This window comes from Marilutibacter maris, assembly GCF_003233695.1.
Taxonomy (GTDB): domain Bacteria; phylum Pseudomonadota; class Gammaproteobacteria; order Xanthomonadales; family Xanthomonadaceae; genus Marilutibacter; species Marilutibacter maris.
On record NZ_CP029843.1, the window covers coordinates 2,378,407 to 2,398,743 of the forward strand.

The window sequence follows — 20,337 nt, forward strand, 5'->3', positions numbered from 1 at the left end:
CGTGTCCTCAACGGGTTGCCGGGCGCAGCCGCGCCAGTGCTTCGCCATAGCCGCCGGCGCCGCGTTCCATCGTCCGGGCGACGCGGCCGATCGTGGTGACGCTGACCTGGGTCAGGTCGTGGATCTCGCGATACGGCACCCCCCGGGCCAGCAGCGGCACCACCCGCCAGCGGTCGGTCATGGCCTCCAGCTCGGCCGGCGTGCACAGGTCCTCCAGGAACGCACGCACCTGTTCGGCCGTGCGCAACCCGACCAGGGCCTCGGCCAGCTCGGCCACGGCGTCCCCGGTTTCTTCATCGTGTTGGCGTCGTTTCATCGTGGCGCGCGGGCGTCCGGCATCGGACGCATAATGTATTAACGTGCTAATACATTATGCAAGCTGTGACATCCGGTCAACCCCTGTCTTCGGAGTCACCCTCTTTCGCCAGCCCCCCGCCGAAGTACACTCGGGATGCAACAGGGGGCTGTACAACTGTCATTCAAGGATTTGCGGATGCGGATCGGAGGCTTCTGGCCCGGCGTCGTGCTCGGACTGCTGCTGTCGCCCGGACTTCACGCCCACCCGGCCCCTGCCGCCGGCCACACCACCGACACGGCGCCAACGCGGCTGCCCGAGGATTCGTCCGAGTTCCTGCTCACCCCCCATGTGAGCTACCTGCACGACGGCGACGGCGGGATGCGGCTGGAAGACGCGGTCGCCGCCCTGGAGGACGCCGCCTTCGCGCCGATGCCCGAGGGCAGCAACTCGTTCGGCTTCCAGGACGGCGCGTTCTGGTTCCATGCCCGCATCGTCAACCAGGCCCCCGACGAGCCGCAGTGGCTGCTGGTCCAGCAGTACCCGCTCAGCGACAGCATCGATCTCCACGTCCTGCACCCGGACGGCCGCAGCGAGCATCTGCGCGGCGGCGACCACCGCCCGTTCTCGGCGCGCAGCGTCCGCTACCGGCATCCGAACTTCTGGCTCGACCTGCCACCCGGGGAGCCGGTGGACGTGTTCATCCGCATCCAGAGCGAGAGCTCGATGCAGGTGCCGCTGCGGCTGTACACCCCGACCGCCTTCGCCGAGATGTCGCGCGACATCCAGTTCGGCATCGGCCTGTACTACGGCATCCTGCTGTCGCTGTTCTTCTACAACCTGGTGTTGTGGCTGACCACCCGCGACTCCAGCTACTTCTGGTACGTGTTCCACCTGACCGCGTTCGGGCTGGTCCTGTTCACGCTCAACGGGCTGGGCTTCGAATACCTGTGGCCGGACTCGCCATGGCTGGCCGACAAGTCGGTGCCGCTGTCGATCTGCCTGGCCCAGGTCGGGGTGCAGCAGTTCGCGCGCAGGTTCCTCGACCTGCGCAACCGCTGGCGGACCGGCGACCGGATCGGGCTCGCCCTGATCGTGTTCTTCCTGCTGCTGGGCGTGGCCTCGGCCTTCCTGCCCTACCGGATATCGACCCCGTTCGCTTCGGCGAGCGTGTTCATCAGCATCGGCTGGGTGGCGGTGGAGGCGATCGTCGCGATCCGCCGCGGCTATGCGCCCGCGCGGATATTCCTGCTGGCCTGGGCGGCCTTCCTGGTCGGCACCGCGATGTTCGTGTCGGTCGCGTTCGCGCTGCTGCCGAAAACCTTCGTCACCGAGTACGGTGTGCAGATCGGCTCGGCGCTGGAAATGCTGCTGCTTTCGATCGCGCTCGGCCACCGCTACGCCGCGCTGCGCAACGAGAACGAGCACATCGTGCGCAATGCCAAGCATCAACTCGAACACCAGGTCGAAGCCCGCACCCGCGAACTGAGCGACGCGCTGGGGCAGCTTGGCGACGCCCACGCCCGACTGCGCGAATCGAGCCAGCGCGACGCCCTGACCGGCCTGCACACCCGGCGCCACTTCCATGAGCAGCTTGCGCCGATGCTGGAGGAGGCAAGGACCAGCGGACGACCGCTGTCACTGCTGATGATCGACCTCGACCATTTCAAGCAGATCAACGATCGCCACGGCCACCTCGCCGGCGACGCCTGCCTGCGCTGGGCCGCGCATGCGATCGGCGACACCCTGCGCCGGCATCACGCCCTGGTCGCGCGCTTCGGCGGCGAGGAGTTCGTCGCCGCCCTGCCCGATCACGACCTGGACGCCGCCGAGGCGGCCGCCGAGAACATCCGCAGACAACTCGACTCGGCACCCTGCGAGGCGCTCAACCGCAAGACCGTGGTGACCACCAGCATCGGCGTGCACCAGATCGATACCGGGCTGCCGGGCGGCATCGACGCCGCCCTGGAACTGGCCGATCGCGCGCTCTACCGCGCCAAGTCGGAGGGCCGCAACTGCGTGCGGACCTCCGCCGTCACCAGCTGAGTTCAGTCGACGCCCACCACCGAACGGGCCGCGGCGATCACCCGCCCGTCCTCGACCAGGCGCACCGCGGTGGCGACCTCGGCATCGAGTGCGCGGTCGCGTTGCAGGAACGGGATCGCCTCGCGGATCGCCGCATGCGCCGCGGCCACCGCGGCCCCGGGGCCGTACTCGCCGGACTGCGCAAGCTCCTCGCGCAGGCCCTCGACCTCGGCCATGAACCTATCGCGCCCGGCCGCGTCGTCGCCCGGGGGGCCGGCGACCTTGGCCGCCAGCGCCGCGGCGTCGGCGTGCCGCGACAGATCGCGGGCGGCGTTGATCATGTCGCGGCGCAGATCCAGCGCCTGCGCGGCGGTGTACAGCTCCAGCGCCAGCACCTTGCCCAGGTCGGCGACCATCGCCAGCACGTGGCGCGCCTCGTTCGCGCCCATCGACACGTGGTCCTCGGCGTTGGCGCTGGTCGGGATCGAATAGACCGAAGCCGGCATCGCGCGGCTGGACAGGTCGTTGACGATCGCCGCGGCGGTGTACTGCACGATCATGTGGCCGGACTCGGTCGAGTCCTCGTTGCCGATCAGGAACGCCGGCAGGCCGTCGTTGGTGGCCGGATCGACGAGCTTGTTGAGACGGCGCTCGGAAATGCTCGCCAGCACCGGGATCGCCGCCTTGACGTAGCTCATCGCCAGCGCCAGCGGCATGCCGTGGAAGTGGCCGGCGGAAATGACCTGCTCCTCGACGTGCGGCTTGTCGGCGTCGGGGAACACGACCGGATTGTCGGTCAGCGCATTGAGCTCGACCTCCAGCACCCGCGCCGCCTGCGCGGCGGCGTCGCGCACCGCGCCGTGCACCTGCGGGATGCAACGCAGCGAGTAGCTGTCCTGCGGCTGATGCTTCTTGCCGCCGCGGAACGGGCGGAAGCGGGTGTAGAACTTCTCGCGGCCGTGGCGCTGGTCCAGCGGCACCCAGTCCCAGCCGATGTCGAAGCGCAGCGCCTGCGCCTCGGGCATGCGCGTCCAGCTCTGCGGCAACCACGGCCGGAAACGCGGCACCAGGTGGTAGGGAATGTCCGACAGGGTCGAGCCGGCGAGCAGGCGACGCAGGTTGGCCGCGACCTGGACCTGGCCCGGATGCGGACGCAGCGCGTGCACTTCCTCGGCGAACGCGCCAAGGCGGCCGGCGAAGGCGTCAATGGTCATCGCCGCGGCCAGGTCGGCGGTGTCGAGCAGTTCCTCCAGCCGGTGCAGCGCGAGCACGCCGCAGGCGAGCATCTGCGCGGTGCCGTTGTTCAGCGCCAGCCCTTCTTTGTAGGACAGCGTCACCGGCGTCAGGCCGGCGCGCGCCAGCGCCTCGCCGCCGGGCATCCGCTCGCCCTGATGGAAGGCTTCGCCACCGCCCAGCAACACGATCGCCAGATGCGACAACGGCGCCAGGTCGCCGGACGCGCCGACCGAGCCCAGTTGCGGCACCACCGGCACCACGCCGGCGTTGAGCATCGCGGTCAGCGCCTGCAGGGTCTCCACCCGCACGCCCGAATGCCCCCGCAACAGGGTATTGATGCGGATGCACAACATCGCCCGCACCACCTCGGGAGCGAACGGTTCGCCCACGCAGACCGCATGGGTGACGATCAGGTTGCGCTGCAGCTCCTCGTGCAGGGTCTCCTCGCTGGTTTCGGCGCCGGGCAGCGATTCGCGCAGGCGGTGCGCACCGAGCAGGCGGTCGGCGTTGCTGCCGAAGCCGGTGGAGACGCCGTAGATCGGCTCTTCACGGCGCACCTGTTCGGCCAGGAACTCGGCCGCGCGCGCCACCGCCGGCAGTTGCGCCTGCGACAGTTCGACATGCGCGCCGTAGGCGACATCCACCAGTTGCGCCCGGGTCAGCGAGCGGCCGTCGAGCAGGATCGGTTTCATTCCAGATTGTCCTCGGACTTGATGTCACCCGGGCCGGCGATGCGCGCGTGCGCCCGCTGGCCCGGACTTCCACCGCGCCACCTCGGCGCGGCCATTCGAATCGCGGCCGGGCACGCAGCCCGGCGACGGGCGGGTCAGCGCCCTTCCAGCGCCTGCGACTGCGCCAGCTCGACCCTGAGCGTGCTGGCCAACTCCTCGCGGGCGACCTCGAACTGCATCTCGCGCTTGAGATCCTTGACCGCGACCACGCCGCGGGTGCGCTCGTCCTCGCCGGCCAGCACCACGAAGCGGATGCCAGCGCGCGACGCGTACTGGAACTGTTTGCCGAGCTTGCGCGGCTCCATCTGCACTTCGGTGTTGATGCCGCCGGCACGCAGGCGCCGGGCGATGTCCAGCGCGTCGGCCAGGCCGTCGGCCTCCATCAGCGCGACCATCGCCTGCACGGTGCTGTCGGCGACGTCGATCACGCCGGCGTCGCGCAGCTGCCAGAACAGGCGGGTCAGGCCGATCGAGATGCCCACGCCAGGCAGCTTCGACTTGGTGTAGTGGCTGGCCAGGTTCTCGTAGCGGCCGCCGGAGCAGATCGAACCGATCTGCGGGAACGCGTCCAGCGTGGTCTCGTAGACCGTGCCGGTGTAGTAGTCCAGGCCGCGCGCGATCGAGAAGTTCAGCGCGTAGTGATCCTCGGGCACACCCAGTGCGCGCACCAGCTCCAGCACCTCGCGCAACTCGGCGACGCCCTCGCGCAGGACCGGGTTCGCATCGGCGGTATCCAGCGCGTCGAGTCGGGCGATCGCGTCGGCGTGCGAGTCCGAGCGCACCTTCACGAACTCCAGGATCCGCGCGACCGCCGCGGCCGGCATGCCGAAGGCTTCGCCGGTCAGGGTCTCGCGCACATGGTCCTCGCCGCGCTTGTCGAGCTTGTCGACCTCGCGCAGCACCAGCGCCTGGCGCTCGGGATCGACGACGCCCTGGGCCTCGAAGAAGCCGCGCATCAGCTTGCGGTTGTTCATCTGGATGGTGAACTTGCCGATCGCCATCTCCGAGAACACCGCGTGGATCGCCGCCGGCATCTCGGCGTCGAAGCGCACGCTCAGGCTGTCCTTGCCGATCACGTCGATGTCGCACTGGTAGAACTCGCGGAAGCGGCCGCGCTGGGCGCGCTCGCCGCGATACACGCGCTGCATCTGGTAGCGGCGGAACGGGAACGCCAGTTCGTGTTCGTGCTCGGCCACGTAGCGCGCCAGCGGCACGGTCAGGTCGAAGCGCAGGGCCAGCTCCGGCAGCGCGTCGCCGCCGCTGGACTGGGCCTTTTCCAGCGCGCCGGTCGACTGCACGAAGTAGACCTGACGCTCGGTCTCGCCGCCGGACTTGGTCAGCAGCACCTCGGACAACTCCATGACCGGGGTCTCGACCGGCAGGAAACCGAAGCGCTCGAAATTGCGGCGGATCGTGTCGAGCAGGCGCTGGAAAGCGATCTGTTCGGGCGGCAGCAGTTCCATCACTCCGGCCGGGGTGCGTGGCTTGATCGGAGACGTGGACGAAGACGAACTGGACAAGAAAAGGCACTCCTGTCGGAACGGGCCGTACGCGGCGGGTGCGCCCCGGTCGCGCGGCAAGGGCATGCAAGCCCGACAGTCTACAAGCCCGGCCGTCGCCTGCGGCATTGCCGACGTGGGCGATGCGGAAAATTCTTCGCCGGCTATTGCCAGCTCCGGAACACCTCACTACAATGCCGGGCTCGGCACATCGGGGTGTAGCTCAGCCTGGTAGAGCGCTACGTTCGGGACGTAGAAGTCGCAGGTTCAAATCCTGTCTCCCCGACCACTTGCCGAAACGCATCAAAGGCTCTGAAAGCTGCAGATAATGCAGGACTTCAGGGCCTTTTTGCCGTCCGCCGTCCGGCGCCGTCCCGACATGCCGGAAGCGGGGGACGAGACGATCGGCCCTGCCCCTGCCCGATCGCTGCACGGACACGCTGCGCGCCGTCCCGGTTCGTTGCCGGCCCCGGACGCACCGGCATCCGGAGCGCACCGCCCCGGCCCGGCACTCCGCCCGCCTCCGCACTTGAGGATGGCCGCGGCAAGCCGGACGTCCGCCATCGATGCCCGCGCCCGGCACGGCCGACACGACGACTCGCCGCTCGCGCCCCCGCCGGCACCCCGGTGCGAAGCCGCGTACCTGTCGGTACCGACAGGCGACTTGCGGACCGATGCCGTCGGCATTCGGCCATCGGTCACACCGGCCCGGGCACCCCGCCTGCTAGGGTCGCCCCATGCTGCGGTTTAGATCGCATAGCTACCGGCATTCACGTAGATGAAGATTTCGTAAATCCACCCCACCCCGAACCACCGAACCGGGGAGAGTGGCACGGTGCTTGCGTCACAATATCCAGAAATGAGATGCAAGTCACATTATGGAATGTCTATCACGGACCGAGCATGCACCGATCTATTTCCAGTAATTTCAAACCCTTAGCCGTTTCCGTGGCGCTAGCCGCCCTGGCCTGGCCCCTCTCGACATTCGCATCGACCCCTGAGACGCCGCTGACCGAGATCCAGCAGCTGCGCGATCAGGGCCGCTGGCTGGACGCCCTGTCCGCTATCGGTCGCGCCCAGGACGATCGCCCCGACGACCCCGCGCTGTACCGGCTGCAGACCCTGACCCTGCTGGACCTGGGCAGCAGCTACCGGGCCTGGCGCCTGTACCGGGCGCGGCCGGAAGTGTTCGACGCCGACGAGGCGCGGCGGCTGCGCGGCGCCGGCACCGCGCGACTGATCAACTGGGGACGCCTGTACGCGGAGTCCGAGCAGGCCCGCGACGAGGAGCTGGCGCTGGCCGGACAGGCGCTGCGGACCCTGCAGGAATCGGGGCAGGAACCGGGCTCGGCCGACCTGCGCACCCGTTTCGACGAGATCGCCCTGCTCAACCTGCTGGAGCGGCACACCGAGGTGATCGAGCGCTACCGCGCCCTGCAGGACGAGGGCGTGGAGCCGCCGCCCTACGTGCTGGTCTCGATCGCCGGTTCGCTGCTGGCCGAACGCCATCCGGCCGAGGCGATCCCGCTCTACCGGCAGGTCGAACGCGCGATGCCCGACGCCTGGGACCCGCGCCTGCAATTGGGTTACGCCTATTCGGAAAGCGAGGATTTCGACGCCGCCTACGCCCACCTGGAGCAGCTCAAGGCCGCCGAGCCGGCCTGGCTGTACGCCCCGGGCGCGCGCCGGCCGCATTCCAATCCGCGCCACTACGACGCCGATCGCAACCTCGCCCTGATGCACCTGTACGGGCAGGACACCGCCGGTGCGCAACAGCGGCTGGAGTCGCTGGCCGCGATCGGTCCCAACAATGCCAGCCTGCAGACCGCGGTCGGCGAGGTCTACCGCCAGCGCGGCTGGAGCGAGCGGGCGCTGGAGCGCTTCCGCATGGCCGGCACCCAGGACCCGGAGCACATCGGTGCCCGCATCGGCCAGGTCGGCGCCCTGCTCGACCTCGACCGGGTCGACCTGGCCCGTCCGCTGCACGACCGGTTGCTCGCCGGCCACCCGCGCAACGTGCAGGTGAAGCAGATGGCCCGCGACTGGGACAAGCGCCTGGGCTGGCAGTGGCAGATCAATGCCTCCGCGGGCCGCAGCGACAGCCGCGACGGCGCCCCGGGCGTCTCGCCGCTGGGCAGCCGCGACGGCGGCCACTCGTTCGCGGTCCAGGGCCCGCTGCTCGGCGACCGCTGGCGCATCGCCGCCGAGGCCGGCGACACCTGGGCCGACTTCCAGGGCGTGCGCGTGCACGACCGCCGCGCCGGGGTCGGCGTCCGCTTCGCCCACGATCGACTGCGCGCGGCGGCCGGCGTCGATCGCATCCTCGACGACTGGACCGATGCCGACAGCGGCTACCACGTCAGCGCCGACTGGCGCCTGGACGACGCCTGGCGCATCGGCGGCGGCTGGTACCACAACAGTCCCAACGCTTCGCTGCAGGCCCGCCGCAGCGGTATCGGCGCCGATGAACTGAGCCTGGGCGTGAGCTGGATACCGTCCGACCACGGCCGCATCGACGCGCGCCTGCAGCAGCTGCGCTACGACGACGGCAACCGCCGCGAAGCGCTCACGATTGACACCCAGCGTCACTTGTTGTCGCGGCCTCACCTGTGGATCGACGGCCTGCTCGGCGGCTACACCAGCCGCGGCAGCCGCGACGACGCGCCCTACTTCAACCCTTCGCGCGACGCTTCACTGCAACTGGGCGCGCGCCTGGATCACATCACCTGGCGCGACTACGACCGCCACTTCCGCCAGCGCCTCACCGCCGGCATCGGGCCGTACTGGCAGGAAGGCTACGGCAGCCACTGGGTACCGCAACTGCGCTACGCCCACGAGTGGCGTTTCGGCACCGGCCGCCTGCTGGAGTACGGGGTGAACTGGTCGCGACCGGTCTACGACGGCACCCGCGAAGAGCACCTGGGCTTCGACCTCGAATTCAGGTGGGGAGAATGAACATGGATCGTCCGCACACCCTCGCCCGCGGTATCGCCCCGGTCTTCATCCTGATTGTCTCCGCCGCACTGCTCCTGCTGCTGGGCCTGCGCCCGGCGGCGGCCAACGAACTGCTGGTCATCAGCTACCACGACATCCGCGACGACGTCGCCCGCAAGGGCGATCCGGACCTGTACGCGGTCGGCACCCAGAACTTCGCCGCGCACCTGGACTGGCTCGCCGGCCACGGCTATCGCCCGGTCAGCCTCGGCGACGTCATCGCCGCCGCCGACGGCACCCGGCCGTTGCCGGAAAAGGCGGTCCTGCTGACCTTCGACGACGGTCTGCGCAGCGTCTACACGCATGCCTTCCCGTTGCTGCGCGCCTACGGCTACCCGGCCCTGGTCGCGGTGGTCACCGACTGGATCGACATGCCGCCGGAGCGCCGGATCGACTATGGCCCGCGGATGTTCTCCCGCGACGACTTCCTGACCTGGGAGCAGTTGCGCGAGATGCAGGCCAGCGGCCTGGTCGAGATCGCCTCGCACAGCCACGACCTGCATCACGGCGTCAATTCCAACCCGCAGGGCAACTCGACCCCGGCCGCGGTCACCCGCATCCACGACCCGGCCAGCGGGCGCTACGAAAGCGAGCGCGAGTACCTGGCGCGGGTGCGCGGCGATCTCGCCACCAGCGTGTCGCTGATCGAGCGCGAGCTCGGCCGCGCGCCGCGGGCGATGGTGTGGCCCTACGCGGCCTACAACAGCCAGGTCAACCGCATCGCCGACACGCTCGGGATGACGGTCACCTTCGACCTGGAAGGCCGCAACCAGCCGATCGTCGCCGGCATGAACGGCGACGGCCTGCACGGCCTCGCGCGGTTGCTGCTGTTCGACAATCCCGGCGTCGACGACCTCGCCTACGAGCTGCGCCACGACCAGACGCTGGAGGGCATGCGCGCCCTGCAGATCGACCTGGACTACGTCTACGACACCGACCCCGCGCAGTCGGCGCGCAACCTCGACCGGCTGATCGAGCGGGTCAAGCGGATCGGTCCCAGCCACGTGTACCTGCAGGCCTTCGCCGACCCCGACGGCAACGGTTCCGCCGATGCGCTGTACTTCCCGAACCGGCACCTGCCGATGCGCGCCGATCTGTTCAACCGGGTCGCCTGGCAATTGCGCACCCGTGCCGGAGTGGAGGTGTTCGCGTGGCTGCCGGTGCTGGGCTACGAGCTGCCGGACCCGGCCCTGCGCGAATCGCTGGCGATCGCCAGCAGCAACCCGGCCGAGACCTTCCGCCTCGATCCGTTCAAGCCGCAGACCCGCAAGATCGTCTCGGAGATCTACGAGGATCTGGCCGCCAGCGCGATCTTCAGCGGTCTGCTGTTCCACGACGATGCCCTGCTGCGCGACGACGAACTGACCGGCCGCGCGCCGGCGGACCCGGCCGCTCGCACCCGGGCGCTGATCGACTTCACCCACGCGCTGCGCGATGCCGCCGGCAAATGGCGCCCCAAGCTGCTGACCGCGCGCAACCTGTTCGCGGCCACCGTGTTGCAGCCCGAAAGCGAGGCCTGGTTCGCGCAGCGGCTGGACGCGTTCCACGCCGCCTACGACTACACCGCGGTGATGGCGATGCCGTGGATGGAGGGCAGCACCCGGCCGGAGGCCTGGCTGGACCGCCTCACCGACGAGGTCATGCGGCATCCGCTGGGCGCCGAGCGCACCGTGTTCGAACTGCAGACGGTCGACTGGCGCAACGGCCAGGCGATCCCCGCCGACCGGCTCAAATCGCAGATCCGCCACCTGCAGGCCCGAGGCGTCCGCCACCTGGCCTGGTATCCGGACAATTTCATCGACGATGTCCCGGCGTTGGACGACGCCCGTGAAGCGATGTCGGCGCGCTCGTTCCCGTACATGGAGCCGTGAGGGACGGATATGACTTCTATTTCCGCAATATTGTTCGGTTTCGCCTTCTACTACCCGATCGTGATGTCGTTCTTCTGGGTCTCCGGCGGCCTCTATTACTACTTCCGCCGCGAGCGCCACGCGCCGCCGCGCACCGCGCCGCCGGCGCTGGCCGACGCGCCGATGGCCTCGATCCTGATCCCCTGCTTCAACGAGGGCGAGCAGGTCGACGAGACGATCGCCGCCGCGCTCGCGCAGTGCTACCCCGACTTCGAGGTGATCGCGATCAACGACGGCAGCAGCGACGACACCGCCGACAAGCTCCAGGCACTGGCCGAGCGCCACGAGCGCCTGCGGGTGATCCATCTCGATCGCAACATGGGCAAGGCCAATGCGCTGCGCATGGGCGCGCTGGCGGCCCGCTCCGAGTACCTGATCTGCATCGACGGCGACGCCCTGCTCGACAGCTACGCCACCCACTGGATGGTCTGGCACCTGACCTCGGGGCCACGGGTCGGCGCGGTGACCGGCAACCCGCGCATCCGCAACCGCTCCTCGCTGCTGGGCCGGATCCAGGTCGGCGAGTTCTCCTCGATCATCGGCATGATCAAGCGCGCCCAGCGGGTCTACGGCCGCCTGTTCACCGTCTCCGGGGTGATCACCGGTTTCCGCCGCACCGCCCTGCACCGGATCGGCTACTGGTCCGACAACATGGTGACCGAGGACATCGACATCAGCTGGCGGCTGCAGATGGACCACTGGGACATCCGCTACGAGCCCAACGCACTGTGCTTCATCCTGATGCCGGAAACGCTGAGGGGACTGTGGCGGCAGCGGCTGCGCTGGGCCCAGGGCGGCGTCGAGGTGATGTTGCGCCACACCCAGGACCTGTTGTCCTGGCGCAAACGGCGGATGTGGGTGGTGCTGTGCGAGTACCTGTTCAGCGTGGCCTGGGCCTACACGATGGTGCTGATCATCGCGTTGTGGGCGATCGGCCTGGTCGTCGCGCTGCCGCCGGCGCTGCACATCGACACCATCCTGCCGCGCTGGCACGGCGTGGTGCTGGCGATGGTCTGCCTGCTGCAGTTCGCCGCCAGCATCATCATCGATCGCCGCTACGAGACCCGGGTCGGGCGCAACTACTACTGGATGATCTGGTACCCGGTCGCCTACTGGCTGATCGGCATGGCCAGCACCGTCGTCGCCCTGCCCAAGGCCCTGCTCAAGCGGCGCAACACCCGGGCGGTATGGGTCAGCCCGGATCGGGGGATACGATGAAATACGACTCGCTGCTGATCGAGAAGCCGCGCTCGCGGCCGCTGGCGGTGCGCACCGTCTGGGGCCTGGTCACCGCGGCCTGCTGGCTCGTGTACGCCTACCTGTGGCTGCCGGTGGTGACCCTGCTGCTGTGGACACTGGGGCTGCGCGTCGCCGCGTTCGAACTCTACCTGCGCAACGATTCGGTCGACCCGTTGCTGCTGATACTGCTGCCGCTGCTGGCCGTCGCCGCAGCGGTCGCGCTGATCGGCTGGGCCGAGATCAACCGCAGGCGGTTCGCGAACAAGGAGCGGCGCGCGCCGACGCCGAACGTCGGCGCGCAGGATGTCGGACGCGCCCTCGGCGCCGCCGCGCACCTGCCGGAACGGCTGCAGTCGGCCAAGGTGGTCACCTTGCGGATGGACGATGACGCGCGTCCCTACGACCTGGCGCCGGTACCTCGGCCCACCCCGGCGGCGCCGATTCCGCCGAAGCAGACCGAGCGCTCAGGAAGCTGAAGGCCCCAGGTCCGGCGTCCGCGATTGCGGGTGCCGGACCTGTCCTTCGCCGCGGACGACGAAACGCTCGATCGTCAACGACTCCGCCCCCATCGGCCCGTAGGCGTGCAGCCGGGTGGTCGAGATGCCGATCTCGGCGCCGAGCCCGAGCTCGCCGCCGTCGTTGAAACGCGAGGAGGCGTTGACCATCACCGCGGCGCTGCGGGTACCGCGCACGAACGCCTCGGCCGCGGCCGGATCGGCGGTGGCGATCACCTCGGTGTGGTCGGAGCCGTAGCGGCCGATGTGCGCCAGCGCCGCGCCGATGTCGTCGACCACCCGCACCGCCAGGATCAGGTCGAGGAACTCGGCGGCGTAATCGCCTTCGTCGGCGGCGGCGACCTGCGGACACAGCGCACGGGTGCGCTCGCAACCGCGCACCTCGACGCCGCGCTCGATCAGCGCGTCGATCGCCGGCGGCAGGAATGCCGGGGCCGCGTCGGCGTGCACCAACAGCGTCTCCAGGGCGTTGCAGACGCCCGGTCGCGAGGCCTTGCCGTCGACCACCAGGTCGCGCGCCAGCGCCAGGTCGGCAGCGGCATCGACGTAGAGATGGCAGACGCCCTTGTAGTGCTTGATGACAGGCACGCGGGCATGCTCGGCGACGAAGCGGATCAGCCCCTCGCCGCCGCGGGGAATCGCCAGGTCGATCAGGTCGCTGAGCTGCAGCAGCTCCAGCACATGTTCGCGCGCGGGGTCCTCGAGCAACGACACCGCCGCTTCCGGCACCCCTTCCTCGCGCAGCGCCGCGTGCAGGCAGGCGGCGATCGCGGCGTTGCTGGCGCGGGCCTCGGAGCCGCCGCGCAACAGCACCGCATTGCCGGCCTTCAGGCACAGCGCGGCCGCGTCGGCGGTGACGTTCGGCCGCGACTCGTAGATCATCGCGATCAAGCCCAGCGGCACCCGCTGGCGCTCGATCACCAGACCGTTGGGGCGCACTTCGCGACGGGTCACGCGGCCAACCGGGTCCGGCTGCGCCGCAAGCTCGCGCAACGCGTCGGCGATCGCAGCCAGTCGCGACGCGTCCAGTCGCAGCCGGTCCAGCATCGCCGGCGACAGCCCGGCCGCCTCGCCGCGGGCCACATCCTCGGCATTGGCGGCCAGCACCCGCGCCTGTCCGGCCTCGATCGACCGCGCCATGCCTTCGATCAGGCGCCGGCGCCGCTCCGCGGTCAGTGCCGCCACCGCCGGCTGCGCCGCCCGCGCCGACCCGGCCAGACTGCGTACATGGCCACTCATGCCTCTCTCTCCTTTTCGTGCGCGCCGGTCAGCACCAGGTCGTCGCGGTGGATCACCGATTCGCCGTAGCGGAACCCGAGCACCGACTCGATGTCCTGGCTGCGGCGGCGCGCGATGCGCCTGATCTCGTCGGCGGCGTACTGGACCAGGCCGCGGCCGAGCACGAGCTCGTCGGACTCCAGCACGATGTCGACCGGGTCGCCGCGACGGAAGTCGCCGACCACCCGCACCACCCCGCCCGGCAGCAGCGATGCGCCGCGCGTGCGCAAGGCGTCGGCGGCGCCGCGATCGACGAACACCACGCCGCTACCGGGTGCGTGTCGCAGCCACTGCTTGCGCGCGCGCAGGCGGTCGTCCGCCGCTTCGACCAGGGTGCCGTGCAGGCGATCCCGGGACAGCGCGGCGACGACCGCGGGATCGCGGCCGCAGAACAGCGCGGTGGCGATGCCGGCGGTGGCCGCCTTCGCCGCCGCCTCGAGCTTGGTGCGCATGCCGCCGGTGCCAAGCGTCCCGGCGCCGCCACCGGCGGCGTCGATCAGCGCGTCGGTGACCCGCTCGACCCGCTGGATCGGTCGCGCCGACGGGTCGAGCCGCGGATGGGCGCTGTAGAGGCCGCCGATATCGGTCGCGATCAGCAACAGGTCGGCATCGACCAGCGAGGCCACCGCCGCGGCCAGGTTGTCGTTGTCGCCGAGCTTGAGCTCATCCACGGCGACGGTGTCGTTCTCGTTGATCACCGGCAGCGCGCGCAGCCGCAGCAGCTCGCGCAGGGTCGCGCGAGCGTTGAGATAGCGACGCCGGTTGCGCAGGTCGTCGTGGCTGAGCAGCACCTGCGCGACCGGACGCCGGAGCTGCTGCTGCCAGAAACCGATCAACGAGGCCTGCCCCAGCGCCGCCATCGCCTGCTTCGGCACCAGGCCGCTGCCGCCGTCGTCGATCCGCGCGCGCCCGGCCGCGACCGCGCCGGAGGACACCAGCACGACTTCGCGCCCCTGCTCGAACGCGGCGTCGATGAAGCCGGCCAGCGCCCGTGCATGGTTGGGGTCGAGACCGGCATCGCCGGCCAGCAGGCTGCTGCCGACCTTGAGCACCGCGCGGCGCCAGTCAGGCAGGGATTGCGATGTGAAGTCCGAAGCGTTCATCGATTCAGGGCATAAACGGGGGCGGGCCTGCCGCCGGTCAGGCTCGGCGGCGAACCATTCCAGTCTCGCGGCTGCCGGCGGCGGCCGCGATGACGAAAAAGCATGCCGTCATGCCGCGGCGAGCGCTTGCAGCCGCTTGTGCAGCACCTCCAGACGCAGGTCGGCGGCCGCGCCCGGCGAGACCCGGGCCTGCAGACTGTGGTGCGGATCGCCCTGCGCCCAGCGCTGCGGATCGGCCGCCTGCCGGTAGGCCTCGCGGAACGGCAGTCCCTGCCGAGCCATGTCGACGGCCAGGTCGGTGGCGTACATCGACGGCTCCAGCGCCGCCTGCATCCGGTCCTGGCGCCACTCCAGATTGCGCAACAGGTCCGGCAGCAGTTCCAGCGCGGCCAGCCCGCGGCCGAAGGCGTGGAAGATCGCGCCCTTGGAGAACTGCAGGTCGCGGTGGTAGCCCGACGGCAGCGACAGCAGCTGCTCGATCTCGGTACGCGCGGCCGCGGCCGCCGAGTAGCTGGCGCGCATCAACTCGATCACGTCGGGGTTGCGCTTGTTCGGCATGATCGAACTGCCGGTGGTGTACTGCGACGGCAGCTCGACGAAGCCGTACTCGGCGCTGGTGAACAGACTCAGGTCCCAGGCCAGCCGGCGCAGGTCCAGCAGGGCCGAGCTCAGGGCCTCGATCGCCGCCATCTCGAACTTGCCGCGCGACAGCTGCGCATAGGTCGCCGACAGCTGCATGCGGCCGAAGCCCAGCGCGGCGGTGGTGTGATCGCGATCCAGCGGCAGGTTCACGCCGTAGCCGGCGGCGCTGCCGAGCGGATTGGCGTCGAGCCAGTCGCGGGTCTGCGTGGCGCGCCAGGCATTGTCGATGAAGCCCTCGGCCCAGGCCGCCCACCACATGCCCAGCGACGACACCACCGCGCGTTGCAGGTGGGTGTAGCCGGGCAGCGGCACCGAGCGCTCGGCCTCGGCGCGGGCCAGCGCGACCTCGGCGACCTCGCGCGAGACCTCGGCGACGCACTCCAGCCGATCGCGCAGCCACAACCGGGTCGCGACCAGCACCTGGTCGTTGCGGCTGCGGCCGGTGTGGATCTTCTTGCCGGTGTCGCCCAGGCGATCGACCAGGCGCGCCTCGATCGCCGAGTGGCCATCCTCGTACTGTTCGTCGAGCACGAAGCGTCCGGCGCGGAAGTCCTCGGCCAGCGCGGTCAGTTCGCGCCTGAGCGCGTCCAGCTCGTCGTCGTCGAGGATGCCGATCGCGGCCAGCCCCTCGGCATGCGCGCGGCTGGCCTCGATGTCGAACACGAAGAACTCGCGATCGAGGATCACGTCCTCGCCGGCGAGGAATTGCTGGATGCGTGCGTCGACCTTGACGCCGGGTTTCTGCCAAAGCAACTGGCTCATGCGTCTTGCTCCATCGCTTGCTCGGTCACGGGAATGCCCGCCCACTCGTCGTAGCCGAAGGCGAGATTGAGATTCTGCAGGGCCTGGGTCGCCGCGCCCTTGAGCAGGTTGTCCTCGGTGGCCACCGCGACCAGCCGGCGCCGGTCCGGCGACAGCGTGAAACCGCCGATCTCGACGTGGTGACGCCCGGCGATGCGGCTGACCCAGGGCGCCTGTTCGACGATGCGCACCAGCGGCTCGTCCGCGTAGCGCAGGCGATAGCGGGCCGCCGCCTCGTCCGGCTCCAGCGGCCGCGCCAGCGGCATGTTGGCGGTGATCGTCAGGCCGCGGAAATGCGGCGCGACGTGCGGCAGGAACTGCACGTCATGGCCGAGTTGCGCACTCACCTCGCGCTCGTGCACGTGATCGGTCAGCGCGTATGGCATCAGGTTGTCGCGCAGCTTGAGGGGGTCGTTCTTGTCCGACGGCGTGGTGCCGGCGCCGGAGTAGCCGGATACGCCGAAGCACTGCGCCGGCCCAGCCAGCAGATCGAGCATCGGCGCCAGCGCCAGCTGCATCGCGGTCGCGTAGCAGCCGGGGTTGCTGATCCTGCGCTGGCCGGCATAGCGCCCGCGGGTCAGCTCCGGCAGCCCGTAGTACCAGTCGGGGTCGAAGCGATAGTCGGCCGACAGGTCGATGATGACCGGGTCGGTCGCATCGCCACCGGCGACCGCCGCGTCGAAGGCCTCCACGCACAGCCCGGCCTTGCCGTTGGGCAGGGCCAGCACCACCGCGTCGGCGGCCAGCGCCGGCAGGGCCTCGTGCGAGGGCGCGCTGTAGCGCAGATCGCCGCGGTAGGCCTCGATGTGGTCGGACACGCGCTGGCCATCGAGCTCGCGCGAGGATACATAGCCCAGTTCGAAGCCGGGATGGCCGGCGATCAGCCGGATCAGTTCGGCGCCGACATGGCCGCGCGCGCCGACGATGCCCACGGTGGCGGTCATCTCAGGAGTCTCCAGAGCCGGGCTCGCGGCCCAGCCGATGCATCAGGTTGCGCTTCACCGCCGGCCATTCCGATTCGATGATCGAGAACACCACGGTGTCGCGGAAGCTGCCGTCCGGCAGCCGTTGATGGTTGCGCAGCACGCCGTCCTGCTTCGCGCCCAAGCGTGCGATCGCCGCGCGCGAGCGCTGGTTGAACCAGTGGGTGCGGAACTCGACCGCGATGCAGCCACGGGTCTCGAAGGCGTGCGAGAGCATCAGCAGCTTGGCTTCGCTGTTGACCGCGCTGCGCTGCGCCGAGGCCGCGTACCAGGTGTAGCCGATCTCGGCGCGCGGCGTCTCCGGGTCGATGTTGCAGAAGCTGGTCTGGCCCAGCACCTGGCCGTCGTCGCGACGGACCACGACCATGGGCACGGCCTCCCCGCGCGCCTGCTTGAGCAGGAACGCGTCGATGTGCGCGGCCATCGCCTCCGGCCGCGGCACGCCGGTGAACCACAGCTCCCACAGCCGGCCATCGGCGCAGGCACGGGCCAGGCCGTCGGCATGACCGGGGCGCATCGGCTCCAGGCGCACGCCCTCGCCCTCCAGCACCACCGGCGTCCAGTGGCGGGTGCCGATGTCGTTCATGCCGCACCGCCTTTCGCCGCCGGCGCATCCAGCAGGGTCGCCGGACGGTCGGCGCAATGGTCGACGCAGCGCGCGATCGCCTCGAAGCCGTCCATCCCGTACCAGAACACCCGCCACTTCTCCTGCCGCAGGCAACCGTCGGACTCGGAGAAATAGAACGGATTGACCGCGTTGCCGTTGCGCGAACGCCAGAACAGGCTTGGGTTCTGCTCGCGCATCACCTGCCAGACTGCGCGCCCCAGGCCCTCGCCCTGGGCATCGTCAAGCACCGCGAACTTGTCCAGGTAGGTGCCGGCGTCCTCGCGGGTCAGGATCACCGCCGCGCGGTAGTTCTCGCTGACGTAGGCGCGATGCAGGCGGGTGTCGTCGAAGTAGTCCGCCACCAGCTCGCGTCCGAACGCCGACTCGATCAGCGTGCGCAGCCGTGGCAGGTCGAGCTGGTCCCAGCGCGAGACCTCGAGCACCCGCTCGCCGCGCCGCACCAGGGTGCCCGACCCCTTGTGGGTGAACAGTTCCTTGGCCAGCTCCGACGGTTTGGTGATCGACACCGATGAGGTCAGTGGCAGGGTGTCGAGCAGCGCCTTGATCTGCTCGATCTTGACCTTCATGCCGCCATTGACCCAGGGCTGCCGGACCAGATGCTCGTACTCGCTGGTCAGGTTGATCGAATCGATCACCTTGCCGCGCTCGTCGAGCAGCCCGCCGGTACCGGTCAGGAACACGATCTTGTACGGCTGCAACACCTGCACCAGCTCGTTGGCGGCGAAGTCGGCGTTGACGTTGAGGATCTGGCCGCTGGCGGTCTCGCCGAGGCTGGCGATCACCGGGATCGAGCCGGCCTTCAGACTGGCCTCGATCGGCGCCAGCTCGACCCGCTCGACCTGGCCGACCAGACCGTAGGTGTCGCGGTCGATGTAGCCGGCCTCGAACACCCCCGACACGATCGAGGTCGCGCGCGCATCGAAGGCCTGCAACGCCTCGACCAGCTTCAGGTTCTGCGCGTGGAACACCCGCCGCACGATCGCCAGCGCCTCCGGCGTGGTCACCCGCAGGCCGTTGACGGTCTGCTTGTCGATACCGGCGGCGGCCAGTTCCCGGTCCAGCTGCGGGCCGGCGCCGTGGATCACGATCGGGGTCAGGCCGACGTCCTGCAGGAAGGCCAGCGACGAGGTCAGCGCGTCGAGATCGTCGCGCAGCACCGCGCCGCCGACCTTGACCACCGCGAAGCGCTTGGCGTCCAGTTGCGAGAAGCGCTTCAGGTACTGGCTGATTTCCTTGGCGCTGGCCATGCTCGACAGCAACCGCACGATGGTCTGGCGGGTCTGGATCTCGTGCGCCTTGTCGCGGTTGTGCTCGCGGATATCGTTCATGCCGATGTTCACGCCGACGCCCCCGTGTCGAGGATGCGGACGATGGACTCGGTGTAGCGCTGCAGCTGCGCCAGTTCGACCCACTCGTCGGCGGTATGCGCCTGGGCGATGTCGCCGGGACCGTAGACGAAGGCGGTCAGTCCGGCCGCCGAGAACAGCGAGGCCTCGGTCCAGAAATCCACCGCGTTGCCGATCGGCAGGCCCAGCTCGTCGGCGAGGTCGCGCGCCTCCAGCCGTTTGCGTTCGGCATCGGCGACGTCGCCGCCCGGCAGCGACGGACCGCGGAAGGTCTCCTCGTAGCTGTCCAGCGCCTCGGCATCGGCGAAACCGCGGAAGGTCTCGTGCAATCCGTCGATCGACATCGACGGCAGCGGCCGGAAGCCGAAGCGCAGCTCGGCGCTGGGCGCGATCATGTTGGCCTTGATCCCGCCCTCCACCCGGCCGATGTTGTAGCGCAGGCCGGTCAGCCCGCCGAAGCGCTGGTGCGCCTGCGCCTCGACATGGTCGAGCGCGCGCCCGCCCCAGCGGATCGCCTGGTGCAGCGCGCTGGCCTGCATCGCGTTGGCGCCGGAGGCATGCCCGGCGACGCCGCGGAACTTCATCAGCACCGAACTGATGCCACGGTGCGCCAGCACCGCCTCGCATTGCGTCGGCTCGGCGATGATCGCCTCGCTGAAGCCATGACGCCCGGCCTGCGCATTGCGCTTCAGGAATGCCGCGATGCAGCGGGCGTCATTGGCCTCCTCGTCGGTGCTGAACAGGAACGCCGCATCGCCGCCGGTCATCGATGCCGCGGTCAACAGCCCGGCGGCGGCGCCCTTGATGTCGCAGGCGCCCAGGCCGATCGCGCGCTCATCCTCGACCCGCAGCGTCAGCGGATCGGCCGACCATGCCTGCGACGACGGCACCGTGTCGAGATGCACATTGAACACGCGGCGCGGATTGCCGCGCACGGCCAGCATCGACACCGCGCCGGCGCCGTGGTCGGTCACCTGGACATCGAAGCCGTCCAGGTGTTCGCGCAGGTAATCGAAGATGCCGCCGGTGCCGATCCGCCGCGGCGGGTTGCGGGTGTCGAACCCCACCAACGCTTCGAGGTGCTTGAGAGTCTTGGACAACACGTCGAGGTT

The 20,337-nt window shown here is 69.8% G+C and carries 15 protein-coding genes and 1 tRNA gene; 6 read left to right on the plus strand and 10 right to left on the minus strand.

Translation table 11 applies throughout. The annotated features are described in order from the left end of the window. Window positions 1-7 precede the first annotated feature (7 nt). Window positions 8-316 (minus strand): YerC/YecD family TrpR-related protein, encoded by a 309-nt coding sequence (locus tag C9I47_RS10490; protein ID WP_111266693.1) that lies wholly within the window; start codon window positions 314-316, stop codon window positions 8-10. A 177-nt stretch (window positions 317-493) separates the two neighbouring features. Here C9I47_RS10490 and C9I47_RS10495 point away from each other — a divergent pair, with 177 nt between their 5' ends. Continuing rightward, entirely contained in the window at window positions 494-2,341 is a 1,848-nt protein-coding gene (locus tag C9I47_RS10495) for a sensor domain-containing diguanylate cyclase (RefSeq protein WP_190238476.1), read from the plus strand. A 2-nt stretch (window positions 2,342-2,343) separates the two neighbouring features. Here the strand turns inward: C9I47_RS10495 and C9I47_RS10500 are convergent, their stop codons facing one another. Both C9I47_RS10500 and hisS read right to left on the minus strand, forming a co-directional pair. Then, window positions 2,344-4,248: an HAL/PAL/TAL family ammonia-lyase gene (locus C9I47_RS10500; protein ID WP_111266695.1), complete on the minus strand. Its 1,905-nt coding sequence runs from the start codon at window positions 4,246-4,248 to the stop codon at window positions 2,344-2,346. 134 nt (window positions 4,249-4,382) lie between these two features. Continuing rightward, window positions 4,383-5,777, minus strand: a complete 1,395-nt coding sequence (gene hisS, locus C9I47_RS10505; protein ID WP_262982926.1) for a histidine--tRNA ligase — start codon at window positions 5,775-5,777, stop codon at window positions 4,383-4,385. Window positions 5,778-5,998: 221 nt separating this feature from the next. Here hisS and C9I47_RS10510 point away from each other — a divergent pair. From C9I47_RS10510 to pgaD, 5 genes are all read left to right on the plus strand, one after another. Further along, window positions 5,999-6,075: transfer RNA gene (locus C9I47_RS10510), tRNA-Pro, on the plus strand. A 659-nt stretch (window positions 6,076-6,734) separates the two neighbouring features. After that, complete coding sequence (pgaA, locus tag C9I47_RS10515) at window positions 6,735-8,741, plus strand: poly-beta-1,6 N-acetyl-D-glucosamine export porin PgaA (protein WP_190238477.1); 2,007 nt, start codon at window positions 6,735-6,737, stop codon at window positions 8,739-8,741. A gap of 2 nt (window positions 8,742-8,743) precedes the next feature. Continuing rightward, the gene (gene pgaB / locus C9I47_RS10520) at window positions 8,744-10,651 is read left to right on the plus strand and encodes a poly-beta-1,6-N-acetyl-D-glucosamine N-deacetylase PgaB (RefSeq protein WP_111266698.1); all 1,908 of its coding nucleotides are present in this window, start codon (window positions 8,744-8,746) and stop codon (window positions 10,649-10,651) included. Between the two features lie 9 nt (window positions 10,652-10,660). Continuing rightward, window positions 10,661-11,908 (plus strand): poly-beta-1,6-N-acetyl-D-glucosamine synthase, encoded by a 1,248-nt coding sequence (gene pgaC / locus C9I47_RS10525; protein WP_111266699.1) that lies wholly within the window; start codon window positions 10,661-10,663, stop codon window positions 11,906-11,908. Next, on the plus strand, window positions 11,905-12,405 hold the full coding sequence (gene pgaD / locus C9I47_RS10530; protein WP_190238478.1) for a poly-beta-1,6-N-acetyl-D-glucosamine biosynthesis protein PgaD: 501 nt from the start codon (window positions 11,905-11,907) through the stop codon (window positions 12,403-12,405). The genes pgaC and pgaD overlap by 4 nt, the downstream gene beginning before the upstream one ends. Here pgaD and C9I47_RS10535 read toward each other — a convergent pair. From C9I47_RS10535 to C9I47_RS10565, 7 genes are all read right to left on the minus strand, one after another. Further along, complete coding sequence (locus C9I47_RS10535; RefSeq protein ID WP_111266701.1) at window positions 12,394-13,683, minus strand: glutamate-5-semialdehyde dehydrogenase; 1,290 nt, start codon at window positions 13,681-13,683, stop codon at window positions 12,394-12,396. The two genes, pgaD and C9I47_RS10535, sit on opposite strands and share 12 nt — an antisense overlap. Further along, window positions 13,680-14,825 (minus strand): glutamate 5-kinase, encoded by a 1,146-nt coding sequence (proB, locus tag C9I47_RS10540; protein WP_111266702.1) that lies wholly within the window; start codon window positions 14,823-14,825, stop codon window positions 13,680-13,682. The genes C9I47_RS10535 and proB overlap by 4 nt, the downstream gene beginning before the upstream one ends. Window positions 14,826-14,933: 108 nt before the next feature. Next, window positions 14,934-16,229 (minus strand): argininosuccinate lyase, encoded by a 1,296-nt coding sequence (argH, locus tag C9I47_RS10545; RefSeq protein WP_111266703.1) that lies wholly within the window; start codon window positions 16,227-16,229, stop codon window positions 14,934-14,936. After that, entirely contained in the window at window positions 16,226-17,212 is a 987-nt protein-coding gene (gene argC / locus C9I47_RS10550) for an N-acetyl-gamma-glutamyl-phosphate reductase (protein WP_111266704.1), read from the minus strand. The genes argH and argC overlap by 4 nt, the downstream gene beginning before the upstream one ends. Before the next feature lies 1 nt (window position 17,213). Then, window positions 17,214-17,837, minus strand: coding sequence for a GNAT family N-acetyltransferase (locus tag C9I47_RS10555; protein ID WP_111266705.1), 624 nt, complete (start codon window positions 17,835-17,837; stop codon window positions 17,214-17,216). Continuing rightward, complete coding sequence (locus C9I47_RS10560) at window positions 17,834-19,207, minus strand: acetylglutamate kinase (protein ID WP_111268088.1); 1,374 nt, start codon at window positions 19,205-19,207, stop codon at window positions 17,834-17,836. Before C9I47_RS10560 ends, C9I47_RS10555 begins: the two co-directional genes overlap by 4 nt. Before the next feature lie 8 nt (window positions 19,208-19,215). Then, window positions 19,216-20,328 carry an acetylornithine deacetylase gene (locus C9I47_RS10565; RefSeq protein WP_111266706.1) on the minus strand — a complete coding sequence of 371 codons (1,113 nt, stop codon included), beginning with the start codon at window positions 20,326-20,328 and terminating at the stop codon, window positions 19,216-19,218. Window positions 20,329-20,337 lie beyond the last annotated feature (9 nt).